Source organism: Mesorhizobium sp. CCNWLY176, from assembly GCF_037153935.1.
In the GTDB taxonomy this organism is placed as follows: domain Bacteria; phylum Pseudomonadota; class Alphaproteobacteria; order Rhizobiales; family Rhizobiaceae; genus Mesorhizobium_M; species Mesorhizobium_M zhangyense.
Window position 1 is genome coordinate 16,763 of the sequence record NZ_JBBBDZ010000022.1, and the last position, 18,864, is coordinate 35,626.

At 60.8% G+C, this 18,864-nt stretch carries 22 protein-coding genes; 13 read left to right on the forward strand and 9 right to left on the reverse strand.

What is annotated here, in order from left to right:
- Positions 1-45: 45 nt before the first annotated feature.
- Both WBQ96_RS25880 and WBQ96_RS25885 read left to right on the forward strand, forming a co-directional pair.
- A complete protein-coding gene (locus tag WBQ96_RS25880; RefSeq protein WP_165119671.1) occupies positions 46-471 on the forward strand; it encodes an Hsp20 family protein in 426 nt (141 codons plus the stop codon).
- Between the two features lie 71 nt (positions 472-542).
- Entirely contained in the window at positions 543-800 is a 258-nt protein-coding gene (locus tag WBQ96_RS25885) for a DUF1150 family protein (protein ID WP_091916547.1), read from the forward strand.
- A gap of 74 nt (positions 801-874) precedes the next feature.
- Here WBQ96_RS25885 and ptsN read toward each other — a convergent pair whose 3' ends face one another.
- From ptsN to lptC, 6 genes are all read right to left on the reverse strand, one after another.
- Positions 875-1,339 (reverse strand): PTS IIA-like nitrogen regulatory protein PtsN, encoded by a 465-nt coding sequence (gene ptsN, locus WBQ96_RS25890; protein WP_165119669.1) that lies wholly within the window; start codon positions 1,337-1,339, stop codon positions 875-877.
- 71 nt (positions 1,340-1,410) lie between these two features.
- Entirely contained in the window at positions 1,411-1,995 is a 585-nt protein-coding gene (gene hpf, locus WBQ96_RS25895; RefSeq protein WP_091916543.1) for a ribosome hibernation-promoting factor, HPF/YfiA family, read from the reverse strand.
- Between the two features lie 244 nt (positions 1,996-2,239).
- Positions 2,240-3,754 carry an RNA polymerase factor sigma-54 gene (rpoN, locus tag WBQ96_RS25900; protein ID WP_336555608.1) on the reverse strand — a complete coding sequence of 505 codons (1,515 nt, stop codon included), beginning with the start codon at positions 3,752-3,754 and terminating at the stop codon, positions 2,240-2,242.
- A gap of 184 nt (positions 3,755-3,938) precedes the next feature.
- Entirely contained in the window at positions 3,939-4,751 is an 813-nt protein-coding gene (gene lptB, locus WBQ96_RS25905; protein ID WP_336555610.1) for an LPS export ABC transporter ATP-binding protein, read from the reverse strand.
- The gene (locus tag WBQ96_RS25910; protein WP_442920903.1) at positions 4,751-5,344 is read right to left on the reverse strand and encodes an LptA/OstA family protein; all 594 of its coding nucleotides are present in this window, start codon (positions 5,342-5,344) and stop codon (positions 4,751-4,753) included. The genes lptB and WBQ96_RS25910 overlap by 1 nt, the downstream gene beginning before the upstream one ends.
- Positions 5,331-6,050, reverse strand: coding sequence for an LPS export ABC transporter periplasmic protein LptC (lptC, locus tag WBQ96_RS25915; protein ID WP_165119697.1), 720 nt, complete (start codon positions 6,048-6,050; stop codon positions 5,331-5,333). Before lptC ends, WBQ96_RS25910 begins: the two co-directional genes overlap by 14 nt.
- Before the next feature lie 396 nt (positions 6,051-6,446).
- On the opposite strand from lptC, the gene sppA reads away from it, so the two are divergent.
- From sppA to WBQ96_RS25960, 9 genes are all read left to right on the forward strand, one after another.
- Positions 6,447-7,403 carry a signal peptide peptidase SppA gene (gene sppA / locus WBQ96_RS25920; protein WP_336555612.1) on the forward strand — a complete coding sequence of 319 codons (957 nt, stop codon included), beginning with the start codon at positions 6,447-6,449 and terminating at the stop codon, positions 7,401-7,403.
- A 75-nt stretch (positions 7,404-7,478) separates the two neighbouring features.
- Positions 7,479-7,763, forward strand: a complete 285-nt coding sequence (locus WBQ96_RS25925; protein WP_091916534.1) for an integration host factor subunit beta — start codon at positions 7,479-7,481, stop codon at positions 7,761-7,763.
- A 49-nt stretch (positions 7,764-7,812) separates the two neighbouring features.
- Positions 7,813-8,133, forward strand: a complete 321-nt coding sequence (locus WBQ96_RS25930; RefSeq protein WP_336555614.1) for a DUF1049 domain-containing protein — start codon at positions 7,813-7,815, stop codon at positions 8,131-8,133.
- A gap of 45 nt (positions 8,134-8,178) precedes the next feature.
- Positions 8,179-9,144, forward strand: coding sequence for an ornithine cyclodeaminase family protein (locus tag WBQ96_RS25935; protein WP_336555616.1), 966 nt, complete (start codon positions 8,179-8,181; stop codon positions 9,142-9,144).
- 68 nt (positions 9,145-9,212) lie between these two features.
- A complete protein-coding gene (locus WBQ96_RS25940) occupies positions 9,213-10,286 on the forward strand; it encodes a class I SAM-dependent methyltransferase (RefSeq protein ID WP_336555618.1) in 1,074 nt (357 codons plus the stop codon).
- On the forward strand, positions 10,283-11,137 hold the full coding sequence (locus WBQ96_RS25945; RefSeq protein WP_091916530.1) for a TrmH family RNA methyltransferase: 855 nt from the start codon (positions 10,283-10,285) through the stop codon (positions 11,135-11,137). Before WBQ96_RS25940 ends, WBQ96_RS25945 begins: the two co-directional genes overlap by 4 nt.
- Complete coding sequence (gene lspA / locus WBQ96_RS25950) at positions 11,134-11,628, forward strand: signal peptidase II (RefSeq protein ID WP_165119656.1); 495 nt, start codon at positions 11,134-11,136, stop codon at positions 11,626-11,628. Before WBQ96_RS25945 ends, lspA begins: the two co-directional genes overlap by 4 nt.
- 91 nt (positions 11,629-11,719) lie before the next feature.
- Complete coding sequence (locus tag WBQ96_RS25955) at positions 11,720-14,008, forward strand: response regulator (protein ID WP_336555622.1); 2,289 nt, start codon at positions 11,720-11,722, stop codon at positions 14,006-14,008.
- A 163-nt stretch (positions 14,009-14,171) separates the two neighbouring features.
- Positions 14,172-15,059 carry a GNAT family N-acetyltransferase gene (locus WBQ96_RS25960; RefSeq protein WP_442920904.1) on the forward strand — a complete coding sequence of 296 codons (888 nt, stop codon included), beginning with the start codon at positions 14,172-14,174 and terminating at the stop codon, positions 15,057-15,059.
- 17 nt (positions 15,060-15,076) lie between these two features.
- On the opposite strand, the gene WBQ96_RS25965 is transcribed toward WBQ96_RS25960, so the two are convergent.
- On the reverse strand, positions 15,077-15,709 hold the full coding sequence (locus tag WBQ96_RS25965) for a trimeric intracellular cation channel family protein (protein WP_336555624.1): 633 nt from the start codon (positions 15,707-15,709) through the stop codon (positions 15,077-15,079).
- A gap of 177 nt (positions 15,710-15,886) precedes the next feature.
- A complete protein-coding gene (gene grpE, locus WBQ96_RS25970; RefSeq protein WP_336555626.1) occupies positions 15,887-16,543 on the reverse strand; it encodes a nucleotide exchange factor GrpE in 657 nt (218 codons plus the stop codon).
- Positions 16,544-16,796: 253 nt separating this feature from the next.
- On the opposite strand from grpE, the gene WBQ96_RS25975 reads away from it, so the two are divergent.
- Together WBQ96_RS25975 and WBQ96_RS25980 are read left to right on the forward strand one after the other, a co-directional pair.
- A complete protein-coding gene (locus WBQ96_RS25975) occupies positions 16,797-16,997 on the forward strand; it encodes a hypothetical protein (protein WP_336555628.1) in 201 nt (66 codons plus the stop codon).
- A 60-nt stretch (positions 16,998-17,057) separates the two neighbouring features.
- The gene (locus WBQ96_RS25980; RefSeq protein WP_336555630.1) at positions 17,058-18,080 is read left to right on the forward strand and encodes a fatty acid desaturase; all 1,023 of its coding nucleotides are present in this window, start codon (positions 17,058-17,060) and stop codon (positions 18,078-18,080) included.
- A gap of 69 nt (positions 18,081-18,149) precedes the next feature.
- On the opposite strand, the gene WBQ96_RS25985 is transcribed toward WBQ96_RS25980, so the two are convergent.
- Complete coding sequence (locus tag WBQ96_RS25985) at positions 18,150-18,770, reverse strand: DJ-1/PfpI family protein (protein WP_091916522.1); 621 nt, start codon at positions 18,768-18,770, stop codon at positions 18,150-18,152.
- Between the last annotated feature and the right edge of the window lie 94 nt (positions 18,771-18,864).

The following is an 18,864-nucleotide window of genomic DNA, read 5'->3' on the forward strand; positions in this document are numbered from 1 at the left end:
CCATCCGGGTTTTTCCCTTTTAGGTCGCTCTTAGAGGACACGAAAATGAGTCGCATGACGCCCTTTTCGAGCCCGCTTCTGCTTGGGTTCGATGCCATGGAAAAAACGCTGGAACGCCTGGCCAAATCCGGTGACAGCTATCCCCCCTACAATATCGAGCGCGTTCGCGGGGAAGAAGGCAAGGGCGAGACCCTGCGCATAACGCTGGCGGTTGCCGGCTTCTGCGATGAAAATCTGGAAGTCACCACCGAGGAAAACCAGCTCGTCGTGCGCGGAAGGCAGAGCGACGACACGGAGCGCGAGTTCCTGCATCGCGGCATCGCCGCGCGGCAGTTCCAGCGGACCTTCGTGCTCGCCGATGGAATGCGGGTGACCGGGGCCGAACTGAAGAACGGTCTTCTGTCGATAGACCTCGACCGCCCGGAGGCTGAAAGACTGGTACGGAAAATAAATATTTCGGTGAAAGACTGATTGTCGCCCGCCGGAACAAACAGCTCTAGAGCGGGTTGGTCACTAGGACGCCCCGCATACAGGAGGCTAATATGACATCTCTTGATCCGAGACACGTTCTGACGCAGGCCGAACTCGCCCATCTGGGCGAAGGCACGGTGGCTTATCTGCGCGAAATCGACAGCGACGAGCTGAAGGGCAAGTTTCCGGGTCTTCCGGAAATCGCCTCGGGCACGACGCTTTGGGCGCTTTTCGCCGCCAACGGCCAGCCGATCCTGCTGTCTGACGAGCGCGACCGCGCCCTTGCCGGTGCGATGGAAAACGACCTGACCCCGGTCGCCATCCACTAACTGGCGTCTACAGAATTGCAAAGGGCGGCTGAAAAGCCGCCCCGAGGCAAATTTCACCGAACTGATTTCATGCTTCAGGCAGCGTGCGAGGCCTGCGTATCCGAAAGAAGCGCATGAATGGCCGTCGCATCGCGGGTGCCGCGGACCTTGGCAACCGTATCGCCATCGCGCAGGACGCGGGCGATTCGCGACAGCGCCTTGAGATGATCCGCCCCTGCCCCCTCAGGCGCCAGCAGCAGGAACACCAGGTCGACGGGCTGATCGTCCAGCGCCTCGAACTCCACCGGCGATTCCAGCCGCGCGAAAACGCCGGTGATTCGCTTGACGCCGGCGAGCTTGCCGTGAGGAATGGCGATGCCGTTGCCGACGCCGGTCGATCCCAGCCGCTCGCGCTGCAGGATCGTGTCGAAGACTTCGCGCTCGGGAAGACCGGTAATGCTGGCGGCTCTTTCGGCTAGCAATTGCAGAAGCTGCTTCTTGGAATTCGCTTTCAAGGCCGGCATGATTGCCTGAACCTCGATCAGATCACTCAGATCCATTGCCAAATATCCTTTTCGCTGTCCGCACTGCCGGCAATCCCATAACCGGCAGCGCAGCCAGAAGACGTTGCCTATCCCTGCGCGACTTTTGTCGTCGAGGGGTCGATCCACCCGATATTTCCGTCCGGCCTCCGATAGACGATGTTGACCTGCTCATTCCCGGCGTTGCGGAAAACAAAGACAGGGCTGTCCTTGGTGTCGAGCTCGATGACGGCGGATGCCACCGACATGGTCTTCAGCGCCACGGTCGATTCGGCGACGATCGCCGGCGCGTAGTCTTCCGGAAGCTCCTCCTCGTCGTCCCCCAGCGGCGCCATGACCGTATAGGCAACATCGGTGACGATGCCGTTGGTCGCGCCGGGATTGTGGGACTTCAGCCGGCGCTTGTAGCGCCGCAAGCGCTTCTCGAAACGCTCGGCTGCGGCGTCGAAGGCTGCCGTGGGCTCCTGCGCTTCTCCGGCTGCCTGAAGGGCAATGCCGGTATCAAGGCGGATCATGCAGTCGGCCGAAAAGCGCGAGCCGGACTTCACCACCGTCACATGTCCGGAAAAGCCGCCATCGAAATATTTATCGATGGCTTCGCCAATCCGTCCTTCGATGCGCGTACGAAACGCCTCACCGATATCCATGTGCTTTCCCGATATGCGTAAATTCATCTGAAAACTGACCTTCCCTGTTCAGACTTCAAATTTGTTCGAGTTTATACCCGTAGTCGGCGCGCACAAGCTACAGGGCGGGTTTCACGCCGAATTTAAGTCCGAACTTTCCGGTTAATCACAAGCCGTCTCCCGACGGAGCATTTTGTCTGCGGGCAACAGCCCGTCCCATGCGGGCGGGCTTCTAGTCACTTCATCAACGCTTGTCAATGAAGGCAAAGTCAACGGCAAAAACGGCTGTGAATTAGCGGCCTGCGCTCGCCATGGCGCGCTTTTCGCGCCGCCGCTGCACGGACGAGGGAATATTCATACCTTCCCGATACTTGGCTACAGTTCGCCGGGCGATATCGACACCATCGCGCTGCAAGATATCGACAATGGCGTCGTCGGAAAGAACTTCCGCTGACGCTTCCTCATCGATCAATTGTTTTATGCGGTCACGCACCGCCTCGGAGGAGTGAGCATCGCCACCGCCCGCCGAAGCGATCGCCGCGGTGAAGAAATAGCGCAGTTCGAAGACGCCCCTAGGGGTCAACATATATTTATTGGCGGTGACACGGCTGACGGTCGATTCATGCATGCCGATCGCGTCTGCAACGGTGCGCAGGTTGAGCGGGCGCAATTGCCGGACGCCGTGAACCAGAAAGGCGTCCTGCTGGCGCACGATTTCGGATGCGACCTTCAGGATCGTCTTGGCGCGCTGGTCGAGACTGCGCGTCAGCCAATTGGCGTTCTGAAGGCACTCGGCGAGAAAATCCTTCTCCGCCTGATTCTTGGTCAGCGTCGAAACCTGGGTAAAATAGATTTGATCAACCAGAACCCGCGGCAATGTCTCGGGATTGAGCTCGACCGTCCAGCTTCCGTCGCTGGCGGCGCGCACCTCGACATCCGGCACGATAGTATCGGTGTTTCCACCGGAGAAGGCAGCGCCGGGCCGTGGATCGAGACGACGGATCTCAGCGAGCATATCGAGAAGATCCTCCTCGTCGACGGCGCAGAGCTTCTTCAGCGCCTGGAAATCGCGGCGAGCCAGAAGATCGAGATTGTCGACAAGCGCTTTCATCGCCGGATCGAACCGGTCGCGCCGGGTAAGCTGAAGCGCCAGGCATTCGGCGAGATCGCGGGCGAAAATGCCGGCCGGCTCAAAGGTTTGACATTTGCGGAGAACGTCGATGACATCCGCCTCGCCGACACCCAGCCGTTCGGCTATCTCCTCGGCATCGCCGCGCATATAGCCGGTTTCATCAAGCGCGTCGGTCAGTTCGTAAGCGATCAGACGGTCAGCGGGATTGACGAACGCAAAAGAAATCTGTTCGCCGACATGGTCACGCAGCGTCAGCGCCGCAGCTGCCATGTCCTCCATGTCGAATCCTTCGGACGCGCCAAGGGAGCCGCTGCCGCCGGAAGCGGATTTCCATTGTGCCGCAAGATCCGGGCCTACCCGATCGCTTACACCAGGGTCGTCGGGAAACACGTTTTCGAGCGAGGCATCGAGCTTTTCCGACATGGCTTCAGCGCTCCATGCCGTATCTGCTTCCACCCACTCCTCGCCGGCAGAATCATTCTTCTCCAGCCGGTCTCCCGCTGCGTCATCGCGCGGCTCGACGCGGTCGAGCAGCGGATTGCGCTCGATCTCCTCATCGACAAAATGATCCAGCTCGATATGGGTCATCTGCAGCAGTTTTATCGACTGCATCAGTTGCGGTGTCATCACCAGCGACTGTGACTGCCGAAGCTGCAATTTGGCTGCAAGGGCCATTGTTACTCACGCACTCCCGTATCCGTCGAATACGCCCACGACGAATTTCCCCGAACGCATAAAACTGGCCCGGCTTTTGCATGTCAAGGAGAAGGCTGGAGAGAAGCCTATTTATTATGCAGATTGCAGAGCCCGGAGCGCCTGAAAAGCAGCGTCTCACGGGATTACACAAAAGCACAGAAATTTAGAGCGTGAAGCCTTCGCCGAGGTAAAGCCGCCGCACATCCGGATCGGCGACGATGTCGGCTGCGGAGCCGTGCTTCAGGATTTCACCGGCGTGAATGATGTAGGCCCGGTCGATCAGCCCCAGCGTCTCGCGCACATTGTGGTCGGTGATCAGGACGCCGATGCCACGCTTGGTCAGGTGGCGCACGAGCTGCTGGATGTCGGAGACAGCGATCGGGTCGACACCGGCAAACGGCTCATCGAGCAGCATGTAGTTCGGACGGCTGGCGAGAGCCCGGGCAATCTCGAGACGGCGGCGCTCGCCGCCGGAGAGCGAAATGGCCGGGGCCTTGCGCAAATGAGCGATATGGAACTCGTCCAAGAGCGCATCGAGATTTTTGTCGCGCTCCTTGCGGCTCTTCTCGACGACTTCGAGCACCGCGCGGATATTGTTCTCGACGGTCAGGCCGCGAAAAATCGAGGCTTCCTGCGGAAGATAGCCGACGCCGAGCCTGGCGCGGCGATACATCGGCATGGAGGAGACGTCGAAGCCATCGATCTCGATGGTGCCCTTGTCCATCGGCACCAGGCCGGTGACCATGTAAAAGCATGTCGTCTTGCCTGCGCCATTCGGACCCAGAAGCCCGACAGCCTCGCCAGCCCGAACGCCGAGCGAGACGCTGTTGACCACTGTTCGTCCCTTGTAGGCCTTGGTCAGGCCCTGAGCGATCAAGGTGCCCTTGAAGCTCGCCGCGTCCTTGCGCAAGGCAGGAGCAGCAGGCGCCGACCGACGCCCCGACAGGCGCGACAAGAGCGATGCAGATTGCGGCATTACTGCTTCTTGGTTCCGGTGGTGGCTCCAGGTGTCGATCCGGGCGTGATCGACATCATGACGCGACCGCTGCCCGAATTACCCTTCTTGCAGCCATCGACATTGGCTTCGCCTGTCTTCATCTGCACCGTGAGCTTGCAGCCAACGAGCACATTTGGACCATCGGACATGACCACTTCGTCGCCCGACAAGACCAGAATCTCGGTCTTCATGTCGAACGTACCGCGATCGCCGGTGGCGACCTGCGTATTGGACTTGACGTAGACCTTGTCCTCGACCTCGAGCCGGTCGATGTTGGACGAGCCGGTTGCGGCAGAACCGCCATCCTTGGCGTAGAAAACCGTCATCTTACCCGATTTCAGGAGTGTCGGTCCCTGCACGACGGTAACGTTGCCGCTGAAAATCGCCTTATTCTCGGATTCGCGAACTTCCAGCTTGTCGCTTTCGATCTGAATCGGGTCTTTGCCCGACAGGTTCAGGCCGGACAGGCGGCTCTGCGTGCTGTCTTGCGCGAAAACCTGACCCGGAGCCAGCGTCATCACCGCAAGGCCCAACACCGCCCCCAGCGGCAGCCTCATTTTATTGCCCCACATTCTGGTCTCCGCTCGCGTTCTCTGCCGTCTTCAACCGGCTGGAATCGATGTTCATGCGCACCCGCTTCTCGAATATCAAAACCTTGCCGTTTTCAAGGATCGTCATCGAGTCCGAGTTGATTTTAGCGCCTTTGAGCTGAATATCGACGGGGTCGTCCGTCTTCATTCCACCCTTGCCGATATCCAGATACGCCGATTTGAGCTTCGCCACCATACCGTCAGAGGTGGTAATCGTCATAACGTCGGTGATCTCGAGCGTGTTCTTGTCGCGATCGTAGACGCCGTGCGGAGCAACCACGGTCGCCCAGTTTTCGGCGTCGACCGGCAATTTCGCGTCGATTCCTTCAAGCTTGACGATGCCTTCATTCTGGAATTCCTGAATGGCACGTGCCGCGGTCATCTTGTAGGGCCGGTTGTCCTTGGTAAAGCCGTCGAGCTTTGGATTGGCCATCACCAGCTTGCCATCGGAGTAGGCCGAGCCATCGGCGCTGACAGCCACAGTCGCCGGCGTCGACATGTAGGAATATCCAACAAACCCGGTAGCCATGAGGACGGCGAGAACCGGCAATGCGATCTTGAGAAAACGCACCCTGTAGGAATGCCGCTGAGCAGTCTCAAACGCTCCGCGCCGGGGTTGTGATACCCCTGCTGCCGGAAGCGTGGACGCCGGCTGGCCATCGGTCGTTTTTGTCGGTCGCGCCAACATATTGCCTTCTTGTTTTTCCGGTTCGAAGCCGGACGTTGCCGTATCGCGAATATCCTGCGCGAAGCAGGAAGCATCAAACGATTGAAAACCACGGAATTGTGGCACTAAACTTAAAATCTTCTCCGCGTCGACCGGAAGGAATGGTATCCGGAAAGGCGTAAGTCTTCGTGAAACTATAGCAAATCCGGGCCTCGAAGCCCATTGAAACGCATAGTCACCACCTGCCGAAAGGCAGCGCCTCTCAGACCTACACAGCAATATGGTTACTTTAACGTGAAATGCCAGCCCATCCGGCTAACCAAAGCAAAACGAGCCGATCCGCCGCGGTGATGAAACCGGTAGCCCTTGCAGGCCGCTTGGATTAAAACGACGCTTTCCCGCCAACACGAGGCAAGCATGGCAACGAGAGCCGACGATCTGATCGACCGCCGTCATTTGCGGCGTAAGCTGACCTTCTGGCGCGTTGCAGCGATTGCCATTGCGGCCATCTGCATCGCGGCAGCGTCCATGTGGTTTTACGACGACGAGTTCGGCGGCACTGCGGCCAACCACATAGCCAAGGTTAAGATCGAGGGCACGATCACCGAGGACGAGGAACTGCTCGAACGCCTCGAAAAAATCCGCAAGGCAAAATCGGTGAAGGGCGTCATCCTCTCGATCGATTCTCCGGGCGGGACTACGGCCGGCGGCGAAGCGATCTTCGACGCCGTCCGGGCGCTTGCCAAGGAAAAGCCGGTCGTAGCGCAGGTCGGCACGCTTGCCGCATCCGCAGGTTACATGATTGCTTCCGCCACTGATCACATTGTCGCGCGCAAGTCGTCGATCGTCGGATCGATCGGCGTCCTGATCCAGTATCCGGATGTCAGCGGCCTGATGGACAAGCTCGGAATCAAGCTGGAAGAAGTCAAATCCTCGCCGCTGAAAGCGGCACCGTCGCCGTTCAGACCGACCACGGAAGAAGAGCGCACGATGGTTCGCTCGATGATCCTAGACAGCTACGACTGGTTTGTCGGCCTGGTGGAAGAGCGCCGTTCGATGACGCGCGAGCAGGTTATTGCGCTTGCGGATGGCTCGATCTTCACGGGCAGACAGGCGCTGCAGAACAAGCTGATCGATGAGGTCGGCGGCGAGAACGAAGCAATCGACTGGCTCGGCACCAAGGGGGTCGACGTCGATCTCAAGGTCGTCGAATGGAAGCCGAAGGGCGGCGGCTCAAGCCTGTTCTTCAGCAGTTCCATGATGCAGGTGGCCAGCCGCGCCCTTGGCCTGCCTGACGGCGGCGAAGAATTGCTACGCAAGATCGGCGCAGATCGCTTGTTCCTTGACGGTCTCGTGTCGGTCTGGCAACCTTGAAGTTCCGGTGGGCCGGCTTAAAAACGAATAAAATCATCCGCATACCATTAGAAACCATTGGCGGGGACCGCGCTCATGATCAAATCCGAACTCGTGCAGATTATTGCCACACGCAATCCGCATCTCTTCCTGCGGGACGTGGAAAACATCGTCAGCGCCATCTTTGACGAAATCACCGATGCCCTGGCGGATGGAAACCGGGTGGAATTGCGCGGTTTCGGCGCATTTTCGGTAAAAAACCGCCCTGCTCGCACCGGCCGCAACCCACGCACCGGCGATTCGGTCGAGGTCGAGGAGAAGTGGGTTCCCTTCTTCAAGACTGGCAAGGAACTGCGCGAACGGCTAAACGCCGGCAAGTAGGGCAAAGGCCGTTTCAATCGGAAAAGGCCGGCCGGCTCCAGGAATAGACATGCTCAATCGCTTCATGCTCATCGTGGTGTTCGTGCCGATCGCCATCATTTTGATCGCGCTGGCGGTGGCCAATCGCGCGCCAACTGCCTTCACGCTGGACCCGTTCAATCCGGGCAACCCGGCGCTGACGCTGCAGTTGCCGCTGTTTTTCCTGCTGTTCGCGGCAATTGCCGTCGGCATGATCGTCGGCAGCCTCGCCACCTGGCTCAAGCAGGGACGCTATCGCAAGCTGGCGCGTGTACGCGGCCAGGAATTGCAGACCATGGCCGATCCGCGCGCTACATCCGGTCAAACGAACCTGCCGGCAACAAAGCATTAGGCGCGGCAGAGCCCGCGTCCAAGACCCACCACGCAAGGACCAGCAATGCAGATGATTTCGGCGGGCGATGTCGACCGCGCCCTCACCTTTTCCGGACTTGTGGAAACACTGCGCAAAGCCTTTCGTGACGGCGCGATCCAGCCGGTGCGCCATCACCACACGGTGGAGCGCCCGACGGGTGCGGCCTCGACACTGCTTCTGATGCCGGCCTGGAGCGACTTCAATGCCGATGGCGTTTCCGACGGCGGCCATATCGGCGTGAAGATCGTCACCGTCTCGCCTGACAACAATGCCATCGCCAAGCCGGCTGTCATGGGGCTTTACCTGCTTCTCGACGGCACGACCGGCGAGCCGCAGGCGCTGATCGACGGGCAGCGGTTGACGCAGTGGCGCACGGCTTGCGCCTCCGCACTCGCCGCCAGCTATCTCGCCCGCGAGGATGCCTCGAAACTGCTGATCGTCGGCGCCGGTGCGCTGGCGCCATTCCTGGCCAGGGCGCATTCGGCGGTGCGGCCGATCAAGCAGGTCAGGATATGGAATCGCACGCCGGCCAATGCCGAAAAGGTTGCGGCAGATTTGCGTGCGGAGGGCATTGATGCCGCAGCGAGTGCAGATTTGGATGCCGATCTGGGTTGGGCGGACATCGTTTCCTCCGCCACGATCTCGACGACACCTTTGATCAAGGGGGCGTTGCTCAAGCCCGGTACGCATGTCGACCTGGTCGGCGGCTTTACGCCGACCATGCGTGAGAGCGACGACGATGCCATCCGTCGAGCCCGGGTCTATGTCGACACACGTGCCGGCGCAACGAAAGAGGCCGGCGATATCGTCCAGCCGCTGGCATCGGGCGTCCTGAAGGCAGAAGACATCGTGGCCGACCTGCATGAACTCGCCCGGGACCAGAAGCGTGGGCGCGAAAGCGACGACGAGATCACGTTGTTCAAATCGGTGGGTGCCGCGCTGGAAGACCTGGCTGCGGGAATCGCGGTTTATGAGCGCAGCAAAGGCTGAGCGGACGCCATTTCTTGCGATGCGACGGATGCTGTGGCAGAAGCGCGACTGCCGCATCTGGAGTGTGCATGAAACCTTCGCGTGACAAACGCCGCGACAAGCGTCCGCAGGCCGATCGCTCTTCGCCCCCCAGTGGCCGAAGCGAACGCCCGGCCGCGCCGCGCCGCAACCCCGACGCTCCCGACGCCAAGCCCGCCCCCGAGCCGAAGGCTGCACCTCGCGTGCTTCAGCGCCGCGAAGGCGCATTGCCGGCGGAACGGCTGCCGGTCATTCTGGAAGTGTCTCCCAACGCCGACTACGCGCTGCTCGACAGCGGCGAAGGCGAAAAGCTCGAGCAATACGGTCCGTATCGCATCGTTCGCCCCGAGGGCCAGGCGATCTGGCAGAAGGCGCTGCCCGCGAAGGAGTGGGCCAACGTCGACGCCGTCTTCACCGGCGACACCGACGAGGAAGGCATGGGCCGCTGGCGCTTTCCCAAGACGCCGCTCGGCGAAACATGGCCGATGCGTCATGACGGCATCGACTATCTCGGACGTTTCACCTCGTTCCGCCATGTCGGCGTCTTTCCGGAACAGGGCTCGCACTGGGACCACATGGCGAGCCTGATCCGCAACGCCAAGCGCCCGGTCAAGGTGCTCAATTTGTTCGGCTATACCGGTCTCGCTTCGCTGGTGGCAGCGCGCGCCGGCGCCGAAGTCACCCATGTCGACGCCTCGAAGAAGGCGATCGGCTGGGCGCGGGAAAACCAGCTCATGGCCGGTCTCGGCGAAAAGCCGATACGCTGGATCTGCGAGGACGCCATGAAATTCGCCGAACGCGAGGAGCGGCGCGGCAACGGCTACGATATCATCCTGTTCGACCCGCCCGCCTATGGGCGCGGGCCCAAGGGCGAGGTCTGGCAATTGTTCGAGGATCTGCCGGCCTTGACCGATATCTGCCGGTCCATCCTGACGCCGAAGCCGCTGGCTGTGGTGCTGACCGCCTATTCCATCCGCGCCTCGTTCTTCGCGATCCACGCGCTGATGCGCGACACGTTCGCCGGCATGGGCGGCACCATCGAATCCGGCGAGTTGATCATTCGCGAGAAGGCCGCCGGGCGGGCATTGTCGACATCACTGTTTTCGCGCTGGGTGGCCTCATGAGCGAACATCGCACCGGCGCGCCGGGTCAGGTCAAGGAGGTCACCAGCCTCGCCAATCCGCTGGTGAAGGATATCAAGGCGCTGGCGCTGAAGAAATTCCGCGACCAGCAGAACGCCTTCATGGCCGAAGGGCTGAAGCTCGTCATCGACGCGCTCGATCTCGGCTGGTCGATCAAGACACTGGTTTTCGCCAAGGCCGGGCTCGGCAACCCGACGATCGAAAAGGTCGCCGCGCGCACGGTCGCTGCCGGCGGGACCGTTCTTGAAGTCTCGGAGAAGGTGCTTTCGGCAATCACCCGGCGCGACAATCCGCAGATGGTGGTCGGTGTGTTTTCGCAGCGCTACCTGCCACTGAAGGACGTTCGTCCCAGGGATGGCGACGTCTGGGTGGCGCTCGACCGGGTGCGCGACCCCGGCAATCTCGGCACGGTGATCCGCACCGTGGACGCCGTCGGCGCCAAAGGCATCATCCTGGTCGGAGAGACGACCGATCCGTTCTCGGTGGAAACCGTCCGCGCCACCATGGGCTCGGTGTTCGCCGTGCCTGTGGCGCGCGCCACGACGGAGGCATTTCTGGCCTGGCGCAAGGGTTTTCCCGGCCTCGTCGCAGGCACGCACCTGAAGGGCGCAGTCGACTACCGCTCGGTCGATTTTTCCGGCCGTCCCGTTCTCTTGTTGATGGGCAATGAGCAGCAGGGCCTTCCCGACAATCTGGCTGAGAGCTGCGACAGGCTTCTGCGCATACCGCAGGCAGGCCGTGCGGATTCGCTCAACCTCGCCGTGGCCACCGGGGTCATGCTTTTCGAAATCAGGCGCGGCGCGCTGACACTCGGCGCGGAGGGCAATGCGTGACCTGGAAATCCTTGGCTCCCTACGGCTTGCTCGCTGCCGTCGCCGTGGCGTTCGACCAATGGATCAAGTTTCTGGTCGAAACCGAGCTCTTCATGCACGACCAGATCAACGTTCTTCCTTTCCTGGCGCTCTACCGCACCTACAACACCGGCGTCGCCTTCTCGATGTTTTCGTCGATCGGCGACAAGGGGCTGATCCTGCTTTCGCTCGCGGTGGTCGCCTTCGTGCTTTATCTGGCGTTTCGGACGGGACCGGGCCAAATTCTGGCGCGGGTAGGCTTCGCGCTGATCATCGGCGGGGCAATCGGAAACCTCATCGACCGCACGGTCTACGGCCATGTGATCGACTACATATTGTTCCACACGCCGGTCTGGTCGTTCGCGATCTTCAACCTTGCCGATGCGTTTATCACCGTGGGTGCAGGGCTCGTTCTCCTCGACGAGTTTTTCAGCTGGCGCCGCATGAAATCGGCGCCTCCATCGAGTGACTGATTTCGCGCAATACGCGTATTTTCGCGGCGAACGCTAAAATTAGAACGATCCGCCAAAAGCTTCCCTAAGGCTTCCCGTCTAGGGTCGACGCATGAGCGTGGATTCCGTCGAAACCGAATTGCGTAGCATCGAGCGCGGCGCGGAAACCGAACCGTCGCCGGCGTTGCGGCGCAGACAGATAGTATCGCCGCCGATCGCCCCGGAACTGCCGCGGCGCGCTTCCCGTGTGCTGATCTATGCGACGTTTGCCGTCGTTCTCATATTCGCAGCACTCGCCAAGCTGGAAGGCGCCTCGGATTTCATCAGCGCCGGTCTTCTCGTCACCGGTGCCGTTGGCCTTGCCATCCTCACCAGGGCTTTTCGCAACGAACGCAGGGCGGTCTCGCTGGTCCGCGAAAGCACGGCCCGCAGCCGCGCCGAAATCGAGACCCTCGCCGACCGGATGTGGGAGCTGCAAGAAAGCGAGGAGCGCTTCCATGGGCTTATCGATGCCCTTGGCGATCTCGTCGTCCATCGCGATCGTGAGGGACACATCGTCTACGCCAACAAGGTTTTCGCCGAACTGATCGGCTCGGATCTGCGTAAAATCTCCGGCCATACGCTTTCGGAGCTCGGCATCGAGGTCGGCATCGTGCCGGATGCGGCCTTCTCCGACGGTGAATGCCTGAGTTCGACTGATGTCGCCATCCGCGCGCCGGGCGGACCGCGCTGGTTCTCGTGGATCGAGCTTTCGGTGCGCGACAAGGAAACCGGCTCTGTATCCCACCGAGCCATCGCGCGCGACATCACGGCCCGCAAACGGGCGGAGACGGCGCTCATCAACGCACGCGAGCGCGCCGAATATGCCAGCCAGGCCAAGTCCCGGTTTCTGGCGACTGTCAGCCACGAAATCCGCACGCCGATGAACGGCATCATGGGTATGGCCAAGTTGCTTGCCGACACTGGGCTTACGCCGGAACAGCGGACCTATGTCGGCGCCGTCTCGACATCGGCGAGCGCGCTGCTGGCGCTGATCGAGGATCTGCTCGATTATTCGAAGATCGAGGCCGGGCGGTTTGATCCGGAACCGCAGCCCATGTCTCCGCGCGATATCGCCGACAATGTCGTCGAGCTTCTGGCTTCCCGCGCATTCGCAAAAAACATCGGACTGGGTTGTCATGTCGCGCCCGAAGTGCCGCAGATGATCACCGCCGATCCCGGCCGTGTCCGTCAGGTTCTGCTCAATCTCATCGGCAATGCGATCAAGTTCACCGACGCAGGCGGCGTCCTTGTGGTCGTTGCGCGGGTGATCGACGAGAATTCCGACATGATCCGCTTCTCGATTGCAGACAGCGGCCAGGGCCTTCGCAAAGGCGACATGGAGCGTATCTTCGACGAGTTCGAGCAGGCCGACGGCACCTCCACGCGAACTCATGGCGGCGCGGGACTGGGGCTGGCGATCTCCAAGCGCATCGTGCAGTCTATGGGCGGAACGATCTCCGTGGACAGCAGCTACGGCAAGGGATCGGAGTTTTCCTTCGCCATTCCGGCTGCCGACGCGGTCGACGGCGGCAATGTTCGCGGCATGGTTCTCGCCGGACGCCGCGCCGTCATCCTGTCGGGAAACCGGGTGGAGGCCGAGGCCATCGCACGCTCGATCACGGCGCATGGCGGCATGGTCGAGATCGCCGAGACACAGTCGCAGGCGATCGCGCTGGCCAAGGGCTGCGATACGCTGCTGATCGATGCCGCGCTCGAGAGGAACGACGGACGCTTGCTCAGGCGGCTGCGGCAAGTCGGTTTTGATACCTGCCAGGCCGTCACGCTGATTGCGCCGACCGATCGCGGCATGCTCGGCGATTTCAGGAACAGCGGCTATTCGACATTCCTCGCGCGCCCCGTTCGCGGCGAGACATTGCTGCGCGTCCTGCTGACCGCCGGCTCGGGCGCACTCGAGACCTCGGCAGCCCCGAAACGCCGGGTGCCTTCCAAGCCGGGAAACAAGCGTCAGATCGGGTTGTCCATTCTGATCGCCGAGGACAATGATATCAACGCCATGCTGGCGCGTGCAGCCTTGCTGAAGGCCGGCCATCGCGTCGATGTAGTCGGAAATGGCAAGGCCGCCGTCGAAGCAGTGACCGACAGCGCGCGAAAACGACGCTATGACGCAGTACTGATGGATCTTCATATGCCCGTAATGGACGGTCTCGACGCGATCGCCGCGATCCGCCGTTATGAAGAGGAAACCGGAACAACACCGGTGCCGATCATGGTGCTTTCGGCGGACAGCCAGGAAAAAACCCGACATGCGGTTCTGGCCCACGGCGCCAGCGGCTTCGTTACGAAACCACTCGACCCGGCAGCCTTGGTGCAGGCGGTGAGCGAACACGCCGCAGCCTGACCGTGCCAGGATTTGGCCACGCCAACCCAATCACTTAGCCGGCTTTGTTCTTTCCGAGCGCATGGCAATGATTGCCCTTGATGACCGTTCAAGCTACAGTCACAATCCTGTTGCACTCCCCCTTTATCCCGCTGATGTGGGATGGCTCGAAGGAGAATCACCCGTGCAGACAGCGTTGCCGGAGCGGGATACATTTCTGAACGCCAATGGCGCCGCGATCATCGCGCGGCTGGCGGATGACGTTTTCCGAAGCGAAGCCTTGGGCCGAATAGGCAATCTCGAAGTTCGCCTCGCGCGCGATCCGGCGGAAATCGCTGCGGCGCAGGAAGTGCGTTATCGCGTTTTCTACGACGAACTCGGAGCCAAGCAGAGCGTTGCGCATTCGCTTGACAGGCGCGACGCCGATCGTTTCGACGCGATTTGCGATCACCTCCTGGTGCTCGACATGTCGCTTGCTGGTCCCGCCCATAGCCGTATCGTCGGAACCTACCGGCTGTTGAGGCAGGAAAGTGCCGTTGCTGCCGGCGGCTTCTATTCCGAAGACGAATTCGAGTTGAAAAAGCTCATTGCCCGCCACCCCGGCCAGCGCTTTCTCGAGCTTGGGCGTTCCTGCGTGCTGCCCGAATATCGCTCCAAGCGCACCATAGAGGTGCTGTGGCAAGGCATCTGGGCCTATATCAATCACTATGACGTCGGCGTCATGGCCGGGTGCGCGTCGTTCCACGGCACTGTGCCCGCGGCCCACAGCGAAGCGCTGTCCTATCTGGCTCACAATTGCCGGACCAGCAGCGCCTGGGATGTGCGCGCCATTCCCAGCCGCTATTGCAGCATGGACCTGATGCCGGCCGAGGCGATCAACGTCAAATCGGCGATCGCGGCCATGCCGCCGCTGATCAAGGGCTATCTGCGGATCGGAGCCCGGATCGGCGATGGTTGCGTGATCGACGAGGATTTCGGCACCGTAGACGTGTTCATCGTCATGCCGGTAAAGGAAATCAGCGCCCGCTACGTCAATTATTACGGCGGCGAGGGCCAGCGCTTCGCCGCCTGATCACCGTGACGGCTTGATCAGGGAATGTCTTCCGGGCGTCGTCCGGGACGGCTTTTGTAGGCAGGGAAGGCCCAGCCGAATTTCAACGCCCCTGCCCGCACGATAAAGGCTGTTGCGAATGCCAGCAGCGCCGACAGCGGCAACGGCGCACCGGTAATATCGGCAAGGGTGAACATCGCCGCCCCCGCCATGGCCGCCGTCACATAGATTTCGGGGCGCAAAAGCACCGAAGGTTCGCCGGCAAGAAGATCGCGCAGGATGCCACCCAAGGTGGCCGTAAGCATGCCGGTGACGACCGCGACGGTCGGAGAGCCAGTGATAGCCATGCCCTTGGCCGCCCCCATCGCCGAATAGGCGGACAGGCCGAGCGCGTCCAGCCAGAGCAGGAGTTTGTAACGGGATTCGACCATGTGGGCGGTGAAGAAGACGAGCACGCCAATGACGGCGCAGATCAGCACATAATCTGGATTGCGGACCCAAAAGACAGGCGCGCCGAGTATCAGGTCGCGGAAGGTGCCGCCGCCTATGCCGGTTACGCTGGCCAGGAAGAGAAAACCGATGATGTCGAGCTGCTTGCGGGACGCTGCGAGCGCGCCGGTGGCCGCAAATACAGCCACGCCGGCATAGTCGAGAAGCAGAATCGGGTTCATCGCCACCGCCGCCAATATTTTGCCGGAGCATGGTCGATCCCGAAACGCCATGCAACGTCCGCGCCGACTTATGTTCTACGGCGTCCCGCGCGCATCCGATCGGCGCGGAGCGGTGTTCATGCACTTAGAGCGTCGGAACCGTTCTTTGGAACATCCAACGCTCTTATACTGCCAGGATCAGGCGTCTTTTTCGGCCTGCTCGTTTATCGGGCCGGGTTCAGCCTGCCCATCGGCGGAGCCGGTTTCGGCCTTGGCCTCAGCGGCAGGCTGCTGCTTGGGGCCACCCTTGGCAACGCCGACCATGGCAGGGCGCAACACGCGCTCGCCGATCGAATAGCCCGGCTGAACGACCTGAACCACCGTATTGGCCGGCACGTCGGGGTTCGGCACCTCGAACATCGCCTGATGGAAATGCGGATCGAACTTCGCGCCCTGCGGCTCCAGCTTCTTCACGCCGTGGCGTTCGAGAGCCGAAAGCATGGCGCGCTCGGTCATCTGCACGCCTTCGATCAGGGCCATGAAGCCGGCATCTCCGGCAGCTTTCGCTTCGGCCGGAATGGCGTCCAGCGCGCGGCTAAGGTTGTCTGAAACCGACAGCATGTCGCGCGCGAAATTGGCCACGGAATAGGCGCGTGCATCCTGCACGTCGCGGGCGGTGCGCCGGCGCAGGTTTTCCATGTCGGCGGCAATCCGCAGAGCCCGCTCCTTGAGCTCTTCGTTTTCCTTCATCAGCCGGACAAGCGCTTCATAGTCGCCCTCATCGCGCGATTCGGCAGCAGCCTCGAGAGCCTCGTTCTCTTCGGGCGCACGTTCTTGTTTTTCCTGCTCGTTCATCGCCATGTCCCGTCATTCTCATAGGTTCGGAAGTTGGGCCCGATATCGAGGTTTGACGGGCAAAAATCAAGGGGTAAGGCCACTGGAGGACACCCTGGAAGCGGTTTCGCCGGATATTCCAAGTCAGTCATCAGTTGATTCCATTTTAATTAAACTTTTATCCTAACGATCAACGGCGGTTGCATAAGACCATCGATGGAGGAACCATTCCAACGCGCAGGGAGTTCTTCACCCAACAAAAGGTATTGGGACGATGGCCCGCAGTGACAATGAAAAGTACAGCGCCTTGGCTTTGGAGATCAGACGCCAGCTTGGAACCGAACCGGTGAAAAGGTTCGTGCGGTCCCTGCCGGCGTTTGCGCCTGAACAGGAGGCTCCGCGCAAGCTGCGTGATCTTTTGGGCAAGCTGGAGCGGGCAGAGGCTCTGGCCAGCACCGCGACACGCCGCCGCTAGGGTCGGCTCGCATCACTTAAACTTCTTGCAAGCGGCGCGGCGGCCTGTCTATGGTCGCCGATGAACATTGCCCCCGATCTCCACACTCGCTCCGGCGACCGCGCCTGGCTGAAAATTCTCGCTCGCTACCGAAAGCCCGACAGGCGACGAAGCGCGCTGGAACTCGCCATTACCGTTGTTCCTTTTGCCGGTTTATGGGCGCTTTCGTGGGCTGCGGTGCATTACGGCCATTGGTGGGGCCTCATTTTCATCATTCCGGCTGCCGGTTTTCTGCTGCGGCTGTTCATGATCCAGCATGATTGCGGGCACGGTTCCTTCTTCGCCCATCGCTCCTCTGACGACTGGACGGGCCGGGCAATCGGTGTCCTGACGCTCACGCCCTATGATTACTGGCGCCGCGCGCATGCCGCGCATCACGCCACCGCCGGCAACCTGGACGAGCGCGGCGTCGGCGACATAACGACGCTGACCGTTTCTGAGTATCGCGCGCTGTCGCCAAGAGGCCGCCTCGCCTACCGGCTATACCGCCATCCGATCGTGATGTTCGGCATCGGGCCTATCTGGCTTTTCCTGTTCAAGCAGCGGCTGCCTTTCGGCATGATGCGGGCCGGCATGCTGCCGTGGGTTTCGACCATGGCGACCAATTTCGCGATTGCAGCACTATCGGTGGGCCTGATCTGGCTGATCGGCATCGTGCCGTTCCTAATCGTGCACCTGCCCATCGTCGTCCTGGCAGGCGCTGCAGGCATATGGCTGTTCTATGTCCAGCACCAGTTCGAGGACACGCACTGGTCTGAAGGCCAGAACTGGGAATTCCAGCATGCAGCACTGCATGGCTCATCGCATTACGACCTGCCGCGCGTCCTGCGCTGGCTGACGGGGAATATCGGCATCCACCATGTTCATCATCTGTCCAGCAAAGTGCCGTGCTACAGGCTTCCCGAGGTGCTGCGGGACTTTCCGGAACTGCGCAGCGTCGGGCGCATCACGATCATGGAAAGCTTTCGCTGCGTGAAACTGGTGCTGTGGGATGAGAACCGCAAGAAGCTCATCTCCTTCCGCGAAGCGCGCGCGGTCGCCTGAAAACAGGCACTCCCGAAGAAAAAAGGCCGCTACACGAAGACGCGCGGCGGCCAAGAATCAATTATCCGCTCAAGCCGCCTGCCGCGTCTCCCTCATCATGGTCTTGCCATGAGTGACTTCGCTGCCGAGAACTTTCAGACATTCGCGCATGAAGGCGGCAAGTCCCGGCCAACCCTTGGCTGAAACGAGATTGCCATCGACATGCGCTCCGTTCGGCGCGACGTCGATATAGATGCCGCCCGCAAGGGTCACTTCCGGCTCGCAATACTGCAGCGCCGCGACCTCCCTGCCGCGCACCACGCCGTCAACGGCGATCAATATCTGCACGCCATGGCAGATGGTGAAAATCGGCTTCCCGGTTTCGTGGAAATGGCGGACCATCGCCTGCACGCGCTTGTCGATGCGGATGTATTCCGGACCGCGGCCGCCGGCCGCGTAGACCGCGTCGTATTCGTCCAGCTTCACCTCCGAAAACGTCTTGTTGAGAATGTAATCGTGGCCGAGCTTTTCGGTATAGGTCTGGTTGCCCTCGAAATCGTGCAGCGAAGTCTTTATCGCCTCACCGGCTTTCTTGTCGGGGCATACGACATGCACCGTGTGGCCGACCGCATGCATTGCCTGCTCGAAAACAAAAATCTCATATTCTTCGGAGAACTCTCCGACCAGCATCAATATCTTCTTGCCCGGCATTGGTTTCCTCCCTGTGCCATCGATTTATTTCGTTGCTCGAAATAATGCTGGCATCTTAGGGTTCGATTTAACGAAGGAAAAGCCCAAATCGTCT